General features: G+C 69.2%; 10 protein-coding genes. 7 read left to right on the top strand and 3 right to left on the bottom strand.

The features are described from left to right. Genes nuoL through nuoN form a run of 3 tightly spaced genes read left to right on the top strand, consistent with a single transcriptional unit; the run spans position 1 to position 5170 of the window. Complete coding sequence (nuoL, locus tag QA861_RS42380; protein WP_334594243.1) at positions 1-1947, top strand: NADH-quinone oxidoreductase subunit L; 1947 nt, start codon at positions 1-3, stop codon at positions 1945-1947. A 5-nt stretch (positions 1948-1952) separates the two neighbouring features. Next, the gene (locus tag QA861_RS42375) at positions 1953-3524 is read left to right on the top strand and encodes an NADH-quinone oxidoreductase subunit M (protein WP_334594242.1); all 1572 of its coding nucleotides are present in this window, start codon (positions 1953-1955) and stop codon (positions 3522-3524) included. Then, positions 3521-5170 (top strand): NADH-quinone oxidoreductase subunit NuoN, encoded by a 1650-nt coding sequence (nuoN, locus tag QA861_RS42370; protein WP_319090478.1) that lies wholly within the window; start codon positions 3521-3523, stop codon positions 5168-5170. Before QA861_RS42375 ends, nuoN begins: the two co-directional genes overlap by 4 nt. Positions 5171-5233: 63 nt before the next feature. On the opposite strand, the gene QA861_RS42365 is transcribed toward nuoN, so the two are convergent. Beyond that, positions 5234-5875, bottom strand: a complete 642-nt coding sequence (locus QA861_RS42365) for a hypothetical protein (RefSeq protein ID WP_334594241.1) — start codon at positions 5873-5875, stop codon at positions 5234-5236. 308 nt (positions 5876-6183) lie between these two features. Here QA861_RS42365 and recQ point away from each other — a divergent pair, with 308 nt between their 5' ends. Next, complete coding sequence (gene recQ / locus QA861_RS42360; protein WP_443041693.1) at positions 6184-8244, top strand: DNA helicase RecQ; 2061 nt, start codon at positions 6184-6186, stop codon at positions 8242-8244. Positions 8245-8438: 194 nt separating this feature from the next. Here the strand turns inward: recQ and fahA are convergent, their stop codons facing one another. Next, positions 8439-9653 carry a fumarylacetoacetase gene (gene fahA, locus QA861_RS42355; protein WP_334594240.1) on the bottom strand — a complete coding sequence of 405 codons (1215 nt, stop codon included), beginning with the start codon at positions 9651-9653 and terminating at the stop codon, positions 8439-8441. A gap of 223 nt (positions 9654-9876) precedes the next feature. Here fahA and QA861_RS42350 point away from each other — a divergent pair, with 223 nt between their 5' ends. The 3 genes from QA861_RS42350 to QA861_RS42340 all read left to right on the top strand — a co-directional run bounded on the left by QA861_RS42350 (position 9877) and on the right by QA861_RS42340 (position 13633). Beyond that, positions 9877-11115, top strand: a complete 1239-nt coding sequence (locus tag QA861_RS42350) for a carboxylate--amine ligase (protein ID WP_334595024.1) — start codon at positions 9877-9879, stop codon at positions 11113-11115. Positions 11116-11226: 111 nt separating this feature from the next. Next, on the top strand, positions 11227-12561 hold the full coding sequence (locus QA861_RS42345) for an FAD-dependent oxidoreductase (RefSeq protein ID WP_334594238.1): 1335 nt from the start codon (positions 11227-11229) through the stop codon (positions 12559-12561). Positions 12562-12811: 250 nt separating this feature from the next. Further along, a complete protein-coding gene (locus QA861_RS42340; RefSeq protein ID WP_334594237.1) occupies positions 12812-13633 on the top strand; it encodes an HAD family hydrolase in 822 nt (273 codons plus the stop codon). 105 nt (positions 13634-13738) lie between these two features. On the opposite strand, the gene QA861_RS42335 is transcribed toward QA861_RS42340, so the two are convergent. Continuing rightward, a complete protein-coding gene (locus QA861_RS42335) occupies positions 13739-14230 on the bottom strand; it encodes a transglycosylase SLT domain-containing protein (RefSeq protein WP_334594236.1) in 492 nt (163 codons plus the stop codon). Positions 14231-14915 lie beyond the last annotated feature (685 nt).

Below are 14915 nucleotides of genomic sequence, written 5' to 3'. Positions count from 1 at the left end.
GTGGAGAATCTGATTGCGCTGCTGGTGGCGGCGCCTCTGCTCGGAGCGGCCGTACTACTGTGCGGCGGCCGGCGGCTGGACGCCGTCGGCCACTGGATCGGCACGGCCCTCGCCGCCTGCTCCTTCGTGATCGGCGTGATCCTCTTCGCCGACATGCTGGGCAAGGACGCCGAGCACCGCGCCCTGATGCAGCACCTGTTCAGCTGGGTCCCCGTCGAGGGCTTCCAGGCCGACGTCGCCTTCCAGCTCGACCAGCTGTCGATGACGTTCGTCCTGCTGATCACCGGCGTCGGCTCGCTGATCCACGTGTACTCGATCGGGTACATGGAGCACGACGAGCGGCGCCGCCGCTTCTTCGGCTATCTGAACCTGTTCCTCGCGGCGATGCTGCTGCTCGTCCTCGCCGACAACTACCTCCTGCTGTACGTCGGCTGGGAGGGCGTCGGCCTCGCCTCGTACCTCCTGATCGGCTTCTGGCAGCACAAGCCCAGTGCCGCGACCGCCGCGAAAAAGGCCTTCCTGGTCAACCGCGTCGGCGACATGGGCCTGTCGATCGCCATCATGCTGATGTTCACCACCTTCGGGACCTTCGCCTTCGGGCCGGTCCTCGAAGCCACCGGTGAGACGGGTGAGGGCAAGCTCACCGCCATCGCCCTGATGCTGCTGCTCGCGGCCTGCGGCAAGTCCGCCCAGGTGCCGCTGCAGTCCTGGCTCGGGGACGCGATGGAGGGCCCGACCCCGGTCTCGGCCCTCATCCACGCGGCGACGATGGTGACCGCCGGTGTGTACCTGATCGTCCGCTCCGGGGAGATCTTCAACGCGGCGCCCGACGCCCAGTTGGTGGTCACCGTGGTCGGCGCCGTCACGCTCCTCTTCGGTGCGATCGTCGGTTGCGCGAAGGACGACATCAAGAAGGCGCTGGCCGGCTCGACCATGTCGCAGATCGGCTACATGATCCTCGCGTCCGGTCTCGGGCCCATCGGCTACGTCTTCGCGATCATGCACCTGGTGACCCACGGCTTCTTCAAGGCCGGACTGTTCCTCGGCGCCGGCTCGGTCATGCACGGCATGAACGACGAGGTCGACATGCGCAAGTACGGCGGCCTCCGCAAGCACATGCCCATCACCTTCGTGACCTTCGGTCTCGGCTACCTCGCCATCATCGGCTTCCCGGGTCTGTCCGGCTTCTTCTCCAAGGACAAGATCATCGAGGCGGCGTTCGCCAAGGGCGGCACCGAGGGCTGGATCCTCGGGGGAGTCGCTCTGCTCGGCGCGGCCATCACCGCGTACTACATGACGCGCGTGATGCTGCTGACGTTCTTCGGCGAGGAACGCTGGCGGAACCGACCGACCGCGTCTCCGGCCGAACCGAGCGTGGAGCCCGCGGCCGAGCACCACGGCGAGCACGCGGAACCGCACCCGCACGAGTCGCCCAAGTCGATGACGATCCCCATGATCGTGCTCGCTTTCGGGTCGGTCTTCGCGGGCGGGATCTTCAGCATCGGCGACCGCTTCCTGCACTGGCTGGAGCCCGTCACCGACTACGCGCACGGCAACCCGCCGGTCAGCGCCCTCACGGTCACGCTGTCCACCATGGTCGTGCTCGTCATCGGCGTCGGCGCCGCGTACCTTCAGTACGGGCGCCGGCCGGTCCCGGTGGTCGCCCCGCGCGGGTCGCTGCTCACCCGGGCCGCCCGGCGCGATCTCCTCCAGGACGACTTCAACCATGTCGTCCTCGTGCGCGGCGGAGAGCACCTCACGCGCTCCCTGGTGTACGTCGACCACACCCTGGTCGACGGGGTCGTCAACGGTACGGCGGCCTCCATGGGCGGCCTCTCCGGACGGCTCCGCAAGCTGCAGAACGGCTACGCGCGCTCGTACGCGGTCTCGATGTTCGGCGGTGCGGCGATCCTCATCGCCGCGACCCTGCTGATGAGGGCGGTCTGATACCGATGTCCTTTCCCCTCCTGACAGCGACGGCGGCGCTCCCGGCCCTCGGAGCGATCGCCACCGCGGCCGTGCCGGCCGCGCGGCGCACCGCCGCCAAGTGGCTCGCGCTGCTCGTCTCGCTCGCCACCCTGGCGCTCGCCGCGATCGTCCTGGTGCGCTTCGACCCGGGCGGCGACCGCTACCAGCTCACCGAATCCCGCGCCTGGATCAAGGACTTCGGGGTGCGGTACGAGCTGGGCGTGGACGGCATCGCCGTGGCGCTCATCGCGCTGACCGCACTGCTGATCCCGTTCGTGATCCTGGCCGGCTGGCACGACGCCGACCCCCTGGAGACCGGGAACACGCGGTGGCGGCCCACCCAGGGCTTCTTCGCCCTGATCCTGGCCGTCGAGGCCATGGTGATCATCTCCTTCGAGGCCACCGACGTCTTCCTCTTCTACATCTTCTTCGAAGCCATGCTCATCCCGATGTACTTCCTCATCGGCGGCTTCGGCGACCGTGCCCACGAGCACGGCGAGGAAACGGCGTCCACGCAACGCTCGTACGCGGCGGTGAAGTTCCTCCTCTACAACCTGGTCGGCGGCCTTATCATGCTGGCGGCCGTGATCGGTCTCTACGTGGTGGCCGGGAACTTCTCGCTCACGGAGATCGCCGCCGCGCGGGCCAACGGTTCGCTGCACATGGCGACGAACACCGAACGCTGGCTGTTCCTGGGCTTCTTCTTCGCCTTCGCGGTGAAGGCGCCCCTGTGGCCGCTGCACACCTGGCTGCCCAACGCCATGGGGGAGGCCACCACGCCGGTCGCCGTGCTGATCACGGCGGTCGTCGACAAGGTGGGCACCTTCGCGATGCTCCGCTTCTGCCTCCAGCTGTTCCCGGAGGCGTCGAAGTGGGCGACGCCCGTCATCCTCGTACTGGCGCTGATCAGCATCATCTACGGGGCGCTGCTCGCGGTCGGGCAGCGGGACATCAAGCGGCTGGTCGCGTACGCGTCGATCTCGCACTTCGGGTTCATCATCCTGGGCATCTTCGCGATGACCAGCCAGGGCCAGTCGGGCGCGACGCTGTACATGGTCAACCACGGGATCTCGACGGCCGCGCTGATGCTGGTGGCCGGCTTCCTGATCTCGCGGCGCGGCTCGCGGCTCATCGCCGACTACGGAGGGGTCCAGAAGGTCGCCCCGGTGCTCGCCGGCACGTTCCTCATCGGCGGCCTCGCGACCCTGTCGCTTCCGGGTCTCGCGCCCTTCGTGAGCGAGTTCCTGGTCCTGGTGGGCACGTTCGCTCGCTACCCGGTGGTCGGCATCATCGCTACCTTCGGCATCGTCCTCGCCGCGCTCTACACCCTCGTCCTCTACCAGAGGACGATGACGGGCCCGGTGAAGGCGGAGGTCGCCGAGATGCCGGACCTCAGGGTGCGGGAGCTCGTGGTGGTGACGCCGCTGATCGTGCTGTTGATCTTCCTGGGCGTCTATCCGAAGCCCCTGACCGACATCGTCAACCCGGCGGTCAAGCAGACCATGTCCGACGTCCATAAGAAGGACCCCCAGCCCGAGGTGGAGGCGGCCAAGTGAGCGCATCAGCCGTCCACAGCCTGTGGACAACGGCGGCCGACCCGATCTCCAAGATCGATGCGCCGAAGATCGAATACGGGCAATTGTCGCCCACCCTGATCGTCATCGGCGCGGCGATCGTCGGGATCCTGGTCGAGGCGTTCGTGCCTCGCAAATCCCGCTACTACGTACAGCTGTTCGTGTCCGTCGTCGCTCTCGTCGCCGCGTTCGCCGCGGTCGTGGGGCTCGCGACCAGCGGATACGGCACCACCAAGGCCGGCATCGCGGCCATGGGCGCGATCGCCGTCGACGGGCCCGCACTGTTCCTGCAGGGCACGATCCTGCTCGCGGGACTGGTCGGGCTGTTCACCTTCGCCGAACGGCGGCTCGACCCCGAGGCGCACGGCAACCGTGTCGACTCCTTCGCCGCGCAGGCCGCGTCGGTGCCGGGCAGCGACAGCGAAAAGGCCGCGGTGAAGGCGGGGTTCACCACCACCGAGGTGTTCCCGCTGCTGCTGTTCGCGATCGGCGGCATGCTGATCTTCCCCTCGGCCAACGACCTGCTGACCCTGTTCGTGGCCCTGGAGATCTTCTCGCTCCCGCTGTACCTGCTCTGCGCCCTGGCCCGCCGCAAGCGGCTCATGTCGCAGGAGGCCGCGGTCAAGTACTTCCTGCTCGGCGCCTTCGCCTCCGCGTTCACCCTGTTCGGCATCGCACTGCTGTACGGCTACGCGGGCTCGGTGTCGTACGGGACGATCGCCCAGGTCGTCGACGGCACCATCAAGAACGTCGACCCGGCGCTCGCCGACACCATGGGCAACGACGTGCTGCTGCTCATCGGCGCCGCGATGATCGTCATGGGTTTGCTCTTCAAGGTCGGGGCCGTGCCGTTCCACATGTGGACCCCGGACGTCTACCAGGGCGCGCCCACGCCGGTGACTGGCTTCATGGCGGCGGCGACGAAGGTGGCGGCGTTCGGCGCGCTGCTGCGGCTGCTCTACGTCGTGCTGCCGGGCCTGCGCTGGGACTGGCGACCGGTCATGATGGGCGTCGCGGTCGTCACCATGCTGGGCGGCGCGGTCGTCGCGATCACCCAGACCGACATCAAGCGGCTGCTCGCCTACTCGTCCATCGCGCACGCCGGGTTCATCCTCGCCGGTGTCATCGCCATGACACCGGACGGGGTCTCGTCCGTCCTGTTCTATCTGGGCGCGTACTCGTTCGTGACGATCGGGGCGTTCGCCGTGGTCACCCTGGTGCGGGACGCCGGGGGTGAGGCGACCCACCTGTCCAAGTGGGCGGGGCTCGGGCGCCGTTCGCCGCTGGTGGCCGCGGTGTTCGCGGTGTTCCTGCTGGCCTTCGCCGGCATTCCGCTGACCTCCGGTTTCGCCGGGAAGTTCGCCGTGTTCAAGGCGGCGGCCGAGGGCGGCGCGGGAGCGCTGGTCGTGGTCGGTGTGATCTCGTCGGCGATCGCCGCGTTCTTCTACATCCGGGTGATCGTGCTGATGTTCTTCAGCGAGCCGCAGCCCGACGGACCCACCGTCGCTGTGCCGTCGCCGTTGACCATGACGGCGATCGCGGTGGGGGTGGCGGTCACCGTGGTGCTGGGTGTGGCGCCGCAGTACTTCCTCGACCTGGCGAACCAGGCGGGCGTCTTCGTCCGCTGACCAGCGGATTTCACGGATTGCGCCGGGCCCCGGTCCCATGTGGGACCGGGGCCCGGCGTGTGTTCACGGCGTCGGGCACGTCACCGTGGGGTTCCAGCGGGCGAACATGCCGCTGGGATTCTTCTTCCACAGCCAGACGTGCAGGTCGTAGTGGATCGGCATGCCGGGTTCGTGGCCGAGCATCGGACCGTCGAAGGGCACACCGAACAGGCTGGGGCGATCGTCGTCGGTCGCCAGATTCTGGTCCTTGTCCACCACGATCCACTCCGCACCGACGAGCCTGCGCGACTCGGTGGCGGCGCTCGGGGCGGTGACAGCGGGGCCGTCCCCGCCCGACGAGTCGAGGTCGTCGACCCAACTCGCGTCGGAGGCCTCGTCCATCCAGTCCTCGTTGGCCCTGTCCTCGTACAGCAGAGCGGTCGGTTTCGCTGGATCGAGTGAACCGTAGAGCTTCTCGTTGATGTAGTGGAAGCCCATCCCGCCGAGTGTGGGGTGGACGGCGCAGAAGGCGGCCTTGTAGCCGTCCGTGACGGCGGGCGGGGCGTACTGGTACTTCGCCGTTGCTTCGAGCGCCTTGGCCAGTTCGGTCCCCACCGCGGGGTCGACGGGGTCGCTCGGCGCCGAGTGCGCGGGAGCGACGGCCAGGGAGAGCAAAGCGGCGGCCGTGGCGAGCGCGACGGTGACCTTGAGCTGGCGGCGGGGCATGCGGGTGCTCCTTGAGCGGGAGAGGCGCCTGGAAGGGCGTCGGTCCGAGAGGCGCGTGGAGCGCCGGTCCGTTGTGCGGGCCCCCCTCGTCCCGCCCGAGCAGCGTGTCCCGGGCTGTTCGGGGGCGCCACGCGAAGGCGCCCATTGGGCTGAACACCCCGCTTCGGCCCAGCGGCCCGGCGACACGGACAAGGTGGGGCGGGCGCGACCTGTGGATAACTCCGGGGCTGTCGGTGCGGGCCCCTATGGTGGACGCAGTGGTCGAGGCGCGACGTACGGGGGACACGACGATGAGCGCGATGAGCGTGATGGGCGGGTCGGGTGTGATGACGGAAGCGGACGAGGGGCTGGGAGCAGTCGCGGTGTCGGCCGCGGCGGAGGACAGCGAGGCGCTGGCCACGCTGCACCGGGTCTTCGGATACGACTCCTTCCGTGGTGAGCAGGCGGCCGTCATCGAGCATGTGGTGGCGGGCGGCGACGCCGTCGTCCTCATGCCGACCGGCGGCGGCAAGTCGCTGTGCTACCAGATTCCGTCCCTGGTCAGACCGGGTACGGGGATCGTCGTCTCGCCGCTCATCGCGCTGATGCAGGACCAGGTGGACGCACTGCGGGCGCTCGGCGTGCGGGCCGGGTTCATGAACTCCACGCAGGATTTCGACGAGCGGCGGGTGGTCGAGGCCGAGTTCCTCGCCGGTGAGCTGGACCTTCTGTACCTGGCTCCGGAGCGGCTGCGTCTGCAGTCGACCCTTGACCTGCTCTCCCGGGGAAAGATCGCTGTTTTCGCCATCGACGAGGCGCACTGCGTCTCGCAGTGGGGGCACGATTTCCGGCCCGACTATCTGGCCCTTTCACTGCTGGGCGAGCGTTGGCCGGACGTCCCGCGGATCGCTCTCACGGCGACGGCCACGCATGCGACGCACCAGGAGATCACCGAGCGGCTGGGCATGCCGGACGCCCGTCACTTCGTGGCGAGCTTCGACCGGCCCAACATCCAGTACCGGATCGTGCCCAAGGCCGACCCCAAGAAGCAGCTGCTGTCCTTCCTGAAGGAGGAGCACGCGGGCGACGCCGGCATTGTCTACTGCCTCTCGCGCAACTCCGTGGAACGCACGGCGGAGTTCCTGTCCGCCAACGGTGTGCGGGCGGTGCCGTACCACGCGGGACTGGACTCGGGCACGCGCGCGGCGCACCAGTCCCGCTTCCTGCGGGAGGACGGTCTCGTCGTCGTGGCGACCATCGCCTTCGGGATGGGTATCGACAAACCCGATGTCCGGTTCGTCGCCCACTACGACCTGCCCAAGTCCGTCGAGGGCTACTACCAGGAGACGGGCCGCGCAGGGCGCGACGGGCTGCCGTCCACGGCCTGGATGGCGTACGGGCTGAACGACGTCATACAGCAACGGAAACTGATCCAGGGCAGTGAGGGCGACGAGGCGCACCGGCGCCGGTCCGCCGCGCACCTGGACGCGATGCTGGCACTGTGCGAGACGGTGCAGTGCCGGCGCAGCCAACTGCTCGCCTACTTCGGCCAGGACCCGGAGCCGGGCGGCTGCGGCAACTGCGACACCTGCCTGGTGCCGCCCGACACCTGGGACGGCACGGTCGCCGCACAGAAGGTGCTGTCGACGGTGTGGCGGCTGGAGCGTGAGCGGCGGCAGAAGTTCGGCGCGGTGCAGATCGTGGACATTCTGCTGGGCCGGCGGACCGCGAAGGTGATCCAGTTCGACCATGACCAGCTCTCCGTGTTCGGCATCGGGGAGGAGCTGGCGGAAGGCGAATGGCGCGGGGTGGTACGGCAGATGCTGGCGCAGGGACTCCTCGAGGTCGAGGGGGAGTACGGGACGCTGGTGCTGACCGAGGAGAGCGGGTCGGTGCTGCGGCGCGAGCGGGACGTGCCGATGCGGAAGGAACCGAAGAAGGCGGCCACCTCGCGGTCGGCCGGTGGCGGCGGCCGGGGTGAGCGGAAGGCGAAGGCAGCCGTGGCCGAGTTGCCCACGGAACTGCAGCCGGCGTTCGAGGCCCTACGGTCCTGGCGCGGTGAACAGGCCCGTGAGCAGGGGGTTCCGGCGTACGTCATCTTCCATGACGCCACGCTCAGGGAGATCGTCAGCGTCTGGCCCGAGTCGGTCGCTGAGCTGGGCGGAATCAGCGGGGTGGGCGAGAAGAAGCTCGCCACGTACGGGGAGGGCGTGCTGAAGGCGCTCGCGGCGCTGGGCCGGGCGCCGGACTCCAAGACGGGCGCGGGGGCGGAACCCAGCTCCGCGGTCAGTGACGGCGAGGGCCTGAGATCCGGGCCGGAGCCGGACCGGACGGGCCCGGACGACTGGCCCGAGATGGAGATGGAGCCCGAGCCGGAGGATTGGATGTAGGGGGGCCAGGGCTGGAGTCCCGGAGTGGCTGGACGTAAGGGAAAAGACCAGGGGGGCTCCCGAGCCGGAACCGACATCGGCCCGCGTTGGTTGTCCCCCTTCGGCCGCCGACGCCTTGCGGGGCTGGGCGCATCGGTTTCCTCCAGGCCGGTGTCGGGCAGCACGCGCCCCGCTCACCGCTGCCCGGAGTCGGCTCAGCTCGACGGAGTGATTCTGCCCGTCACCTCGCCCAGGCCTACACGGGTGCCGTTCGGGCCCGGGGCCCAGGCGGTGAGGGTGACCTCGTCGTCGTCCTCCAGGAAGGTGCGCTTGCCGGAGGGGAGGTCGAGGGGCCGGGTGCCGTTCCAGGTGAGTTCGAGGAGGGAGCCGCGTTCCCGTTCGGTGGGGCCGCTGACCGTGCCCGAGCCGTAGAGGTCACCGGTGCGCAGGGAGGCGCCGTTGACGGTCATGTGGGCGAGTTGCTGGGCGGCCGTCCAGTACATGGTGGAGAAGGGGGGCTCGGAGATGGTGTGCCCGTTCACGGCGACGGAGATACGCAGGTCGTAGCCGCCGGGCTCCTCCTCGGCGTCGTCGAGGTAGGGAAGCAGCGGGTGGGTGCGGGCGGGCGGGGCGAGTCGGGCATCCTCCAGGGCGTCCAGCGGGGTGATCCACGCCGAGACGGACGTGGCGAAGGACTTGCCGAGGAACGGGCCCAGAGGGACGTACTCCCAGGCCTGGATGTCGCGGGCTGACCAGTCGTTCAGGAGGCACAGGCCGAAGACGTGGTCCCGGAAGGCGGACAGGGCCACGGGGTTGCCCATGGACGACGGCGTGCCCACCACGAAGCCGACCTCCGCTTCGATGTCCAGACGGACCGACGGGCCGAAGAGCGGGGCCGGGTCGGTGGGGGCCTTGCGCTGGCCCGAGGGACGTACGACCTCCGTGCCGGAGACCACGACCGTGCCGGAGCGGCCGTGGTAACCGATCGGCAGGTGCTTCCAGTTGGGGGTCAGGGAGTCCGCGGCGTCGGGGCGGAAGATCTGGCCGACGTTCCGGGCGTGGTTCTCGGAGGCGTAGAAGTCGACGTAGTCCGCGACCTCGAAGGGGAGGTGCAGTGTCACCGAGGAGAGGGGGTGCAGGAGCGGGGCGACGGTGTCCTGGTGGGAGGGGACGGTGACCCAGGCGGTGAGGGCACGTCGGATGTCGGACCAGGTCGTGCGGCCGGCGGCGAGAAGGGGGTTGAGAGTCGGGCGGGCCAGTACGGATACGTAGGGAGAGCCGAGTGCGGCGGCTGCCGCTCCCGCGTCCAGGACATGGTCGCCGAGCCGGACGCCGACCCGGCGTTCCGTGGAGCCGGCCGGGGAGAAGACGCCGTACGGAAGGTTGTGCGGGCCGAAGGGGTCGCCCTCGGGGACATCGAAGGGGGGCATGGGGTGCTGCCTCGCTCTCGTGTGGCCATGTGGTCGCGCCACAGGTTACGGGTGAGTCGTCGGCTCAGGGCAGTGCTCCCAGTGTCTAAAGAGTTCGTAATGTCCGGATAAGTGTTGTCCGGAGCGGGTGATTCCGGCTTAGCGTCCTTTGGGGGGACACGGACGGGGTGGGTCCGGTCCGTAGGGGGGACACGTGGGGGGACCCGTGGCCAGGAACAGCAGTGTGCCGTTCTCGGCCGACCATGCCGTGCCGGCGCTGATCGTGAAGTTCGGTGACTATCCACTGCATCACGGAGGCGTCGGGGCCATTCGCAGTCTGGGACGGCTGGGCGTTCCGATGTACGCGATCACCGAGGACCCTTACACGCCCGCTGCCTCGTCGCGTTATCTGCGGCGCGCGTTCGTCTGGCCGACCACCGGGACCGAGGAACCGGAGCGGCTCGTCGAGGGGTTGCTGCGGATCGGGAAGCGGATCGGGCGTCCCGCTGTCCTCGTTCCCACGGACGAGGAGGCGGCCGTACTGATCGCCGAGCGGCAGGAGGAACTCGCCGGCGCGTTTCTCTTCCCGCGCGTGGAGGCGGGGCTGCCGCGTCGGCTCGCCAGCAAGCAGGGGCTGCACGAGTTGTGCGTGGAGCACGGCATACCGACTCCGTCCGCCGCCTTTCCGCAGTCCTACGAAGACATCGAGCGGTTCGCGCGGACCGCCAGATTCCCGGTGGTGGCCAAGAACCGGGAGGCGTTCGTGCGGCGCGCCCGGCCCGCCGTCAACGGCACCACACGCGTCGCGAGCCGGGAGGCGCTGCTGTCCCTGGCCCGCGACTGGGGTGAGCGTCCCGGTGTGATCCTTCAGGAGTACCTGCCCCGGGAGGAGGCCGAGGACTGGATCGTCCACGCCTACTTCGACACGGACTCGAATCCGCGGGCCCTGTTCACGGGGGTGAAGGTCCGTTCCTGGCCGCCGCACGCAGGAATGACGGCAAATGCGTACGTCGTCGACAATCCGGAACTCGCGGACCTCGCCGCGCGTTTCATCAAACAGATCGGCTTCACCGGAATCATCGACCTCGACCTGCGCTTCGACCGGCGCGACGGACAGTACAAGCTCCTCGACTTCAACCCGAGGATGGGCGCCCAGTTCCGGCTCTTCGAGAGCGAGTCGGGAGTGGACGTCGTCCGGGCCATGCATCTCGATCTGACCGGGCGCGCCGTTCCGGAGGGGGAACAGCGCGCCGGTCACCGGTACATCGTGGAGAACATCGACCTGCCCGCCCTTCTCGCCTACCGACGCAGCGGCTACACGACGCCGCACGCGCCGACCCGGGCGAACGGGACGGAACTGGCCTGGCTCGCGGGTGACGACCCGCTGCCGTTCCTCACGATGCTCGCCCGGTTCGTGCGGCCGGGCGCGAAGCACCTGTATCAACTGTGGCGGACCAACCGTCGTGGCGGCGGCGCCGGCTGAGAGCCGGAGCCGCCGGCGAGGTGCGGGTCGGTACGGGTACGGGTGCGTCGCGGGTGGCAGTGAGCACACAGCAACACGAAGTGGCGAAGCAGCGTCCTGGGGAGGGACTTCGTGAATCATCCAGTAGCGATTATCGGCGCGGGACCGTTCGGACTGTCCACCGCCGCGCATCTGCGGGCGCGTGGCATCCCGGTGAGAGTGTTCGGCGAGCCCATGGTGAGCTGGCGGGACCACATGCCCGCCGGGATGCTCCTGAAATCCACACCGGCGGCCTCCAGTATCGACGCCCCGCAGCATGGTCACACCCTGGTGGACTACTGCGACGCGGTGGGGGCGCCCCGGCTGGTCACCGACGAGGACGTCATCCCCGTGGAGACGTTCATCGCGTACGGCGAGTGGTTCCAGCAGCGGCTGGTGCCCGAGTTGGAGCGAGTGCGGGTGGTGTCCGTGGACCGGCGCCACAAGGACACGGGCAGCGGGGGTGGCTTCGAACTCAAGCTGGACTCGGGAGAGTTGTTCACCGCACGGGCGGTGGTCGTGGCGACGGGACTGTCAGGGCTCGCGCATCTGCCCCCGGAACTGGCGGCCGCGGCGCCGGACGGGCCCTCGCCCACGGGACCTGTGTCCCACAGTTCGCAGCATCACGACCTGGGCCGGTTCGCGGGCAGGGAACTGATCGTCGTCGGGGCGGGCCAGTCCGCGCTGGAGACGGCGGCGCTGGCGGCGGAGGCGGGAGCACGGGTACGGGTGGTGTCGCGGGGGAGCGGTCGCGTCGCCTTCGGTGCGCCCCCTTGGAAGCAGCCCAGGCTGCGGCCCGAGACGCCGTTCGGCAACGCGTGGTCGCTCTGGGCCCTCACCTACTATCCGCACCACTACCGCTATCTCCCGGCCCGGGCCCGCCACTACCTGGTCCGCCGGGTTCTCGGACCGCTCGGCGCGTGGTGGCTGCGCGACCGGTTCGAGGGCAAGGTGCAGGTGAGCGAGGTCGCGCGGATCGTCCGGGCGGGAGTCACGGGAACCACGGGAGTCACGGGGGGTATCGAGGTCGGGGGAGCGGCCGAGGCGGCGGGCGTGCAGGGTGCCAAGGGTGCGCTGAAGGTGGACGGTCCGGGGAGCGAGGTGGGCTTCGTCGGGGGGCAGCCGGTGCTGACTGTCCAGGAACCCGGCGGCCGTACGCGGGAGTTGTCGGCCGACCATGTGATAGCCGCGACCGGCTACCGCGTCGACGTAGCCGCGATGGACTTCCTCGGGCATGAGCTGCGTACGGAGCTGGCGGTGAGCCGGGGGACGCCGAGGCTCGGTGCGGGGTATGTGTCCTCCGTGCCCGGGCTGTACTTCACGGGGTTGCCGGCGGCCGCTTCGTACGGACCGGTGATGCGGTTCGTGTGCGGTACGGAGTTCGCTTCACCCCGGCTGGCGGGGCATCTGGCGGCGGCGCACGGGTAGGGCTCGGGTTCTGGTCCCGTGGGTCAATGCGGGGCACGCTCGATCTTGTGAACCGGCGGTGCGCCGCAACGCGTCGTCGTGTCGCCCGCGACCTCCTACGCGAGTGCCTACGCCAGTGGCTACGGCAGAGCCTGCGCCTGTGGCTGTGGCAGGAACTGGCGTAGGCGCTGGGGGTGTTGCTGTCGGGAGGCCGAACGTCGTCCGGTTCGGACGGAGACCGATGGGCCGAACGATCCGTATTCTCTGGATCATGGCCGCTCCCACCGCATACGCGCTTATCGCCACCGACCTGGACGGAACGCTTCTGCGTGCCGACGACACGCTCTCCGACCGGTCGCGGGCCGCGCTGGCGCTCGCCACGGCCGCCGGCGCCCGGCATCTGGTCGTGACGGGACGGCCGGCGCCGAGAGTCCGGCCGCTGCTCGACGACCTCGGTGCCGGGGGGCTCGCGGTGTGCGGGCAGGGGGCGCAGGTGTACGACGCCGGCGCGGACCGTCTGCTGTGGTCGGTGACCCTGGACCAGGAGCTGGCGGAGACCGCACTCGGCAAGATCGAGGCCGAGGTCGGGCAGGTGTACGCCGCTGTGGATCAGGACGGTGTGGACGGGCTCACGCTCATCGAGCCGGGGTATCTGATGCCGCACCCGACCCTGCCCGCCGTACGGGTGCCGCACCGGGACGACCTGTGGGCCGAGCCCATCAGCAAGGTGTTGCTGCGCCACCCGTCCCTGTCCGACGACGAACTGGCGTCGGCGGCGCGCGGAGCGGTCGGTTCCCTCGCGACGGTCACCATGTCGGGACCGGGCACCGTCGAACTCCAGCCATGCGGCATCACCAAGGCGACGGGGCTCGCGCTGGCCGCCGAGTATCTCGGGCTGACCTCGGCCGCCACCATCGCCTTCGGTGACATGCCCAATGACATCCCGATGTTCGACTGGGCGGCCCACGGAGTCGCCATGGCCAACGCCCATCCCGAACTCAAGGCCGTGGCGGACGAGGTCACCCTCTCGAACGAGGACGACGGCATCGCGGTGGTGCTGGAGCGGTTGTTCGGGGGTGGGTCGGCCCGCTAGCCCCGGGCCTGGGCTGTCCACCCGCCCTCCGGGCCGCCCAGGCCCGGGGCTACCGGGCCTGGGGCTACCGGGCCTGGGCTGCTACTGGCCCCGAGGTCGGACGGACTAGTAGGCCCCGAACACGTTGTCGATCGATCCGTAGCGCGCCGCCGCGTAGTTGCAGGCGGCGGTGATGTTCGCGATCGGGTCGTAGGGGTCGTACGAGGTGCCGGCGACGTGGTAGGCGGCGAAGGTCGGGTCGATGACCTGGAGGAGGCCCTTGGAGGGGGTGCCGGCTGCCGCGTTCGAGTCCCAGTTGTTGATGGCGTACGGGTTGCCCGACGACTCGCGGATGACGTTGCGGTAGATGCCGTCGTACGTTCCGGGGATGCCGTGCTGCGCCATGATGTCGAGCGACTCGCGGATCCAGCCGTCCAGGTTGTTCGCGTAGTACGTCGTCGTGGACGACGCGGCCGACGGGGCGGCCGATGCCGCTGTCGCGGTCAGGAAGGGGAGGGCCAGAGCTACGGCGGCCGTCCCGGTGATGGCGATCGTGCGAGTGAGCCTGAAGGGGCGGCGGGCCGTTCTCGCGTGCTGGTGCTGACCTCGTACGGGCATGGTGAGTCCTCTCCGGCGCCTGCGAGGTGAGCTGTCGGGTTCGGGCGGGAGATGCCCGGCCGGGCGCGCGGTCGGCGCACGGCTTCACCCCTAGCCGCTCCGGCGTGAACGCCCGGACCGGCGGCTTACCTGGGTCCCCCGCTCCTGCCTGCGTGAGTCATGTGGGTGGGTGGGGTTGCTGCTCTGCGGGCGGTGGCAGGATTCGGCGGTCCGCCCGGTGTGGCGCGAAACGTATGCGAGAGCACACGGATCGAACAAGGGGCAGAAATGCAGGACTTACCCATTTGGGATGCCCATTACGGATAAAAGGTACAAGTGGGAGATGGCGCCTGGAAGGCAACTTGCCTTTTGTGAATGGGTAGTTTGCGGAGTGTGAGCGGAGAGAGTCATCTGTGGGCGTGACTCGAATCACGGCGTGGGGGTAGTCGTGAGGTGAGTGGGATGAGCAACGATTTCGGGGGATTTGACGCTTCTCGGCTGCCGATGTCCATTGCGTGGTAGTGCGGCATGTTGCGAGACGTTATGGGGGGTGGAACCTCTGACGCGACACGTGACGTTGTTGTGGTGACGGTCGCGGTGAACGGTGGGGATGAGGTGACGTATGCGCGTGAGCGCTCGCCGACGGGTCGCGGGATGTTTATAAATGTCCATGCTTTGGACTGATCAAAAACATTCCGGTCGTGAT

The organism is Streptomyces sp. B21-083 (assembly GCF_036898825.1).
In the GTDB taxonomy this organism is placed as follows: domain Bacteria; phylum Actinomycetota; class Actinomycetes; order Streptomycetales; family Streptomycetaceae; genus Streptomyces.
This window is presented reverse-complemented; position numbering and strand designations above follow the sequence as displayed.

Coding starts and splice junctions, on each gene's coding strand:
- QA861_RS42375 (WP_334594242.1), top strand. CDS start 1,953: ATGTCCTTTCCCCTCCTGACAGCGACGGCGGCGCTCCCGGCCCTCGGA.
- QA861_RS42365 (WP_334594241.1), bottom strand. CDS start 5,875: ATGCCCCGCCGCCAGCTCAAGGTCACCGTCGCGCTCGCCACGGCCGCC.
- recQ (WP_443041693.1), top strand. CDS start 6,184: ATGGGCGGGTCGGGTGTGATGACGGAAGCGGACGAGGGGCTGGGAGCA.
- fahA (WP_334594240.1), bottom strand. CDS start 9,653: ATGCCCCCCTTCGATGTCCCCGAGGGCGACCCCTTCGGCCCGCACAAC.
- QA861_RS42340 (WP_334594237.1), top strand. CDS start 12,812: ATGGCCGCTCCCACCGCATACGCGCTTATCGCCACCGACCTGGACGGA.
- QA861_RS42335 (WP_334594236.1), bottom strand. CDS start 14,230: ATGCCCGTACGAGGTCAGCACCAGCACGCGAGAACGGCCCGCCGCCCC.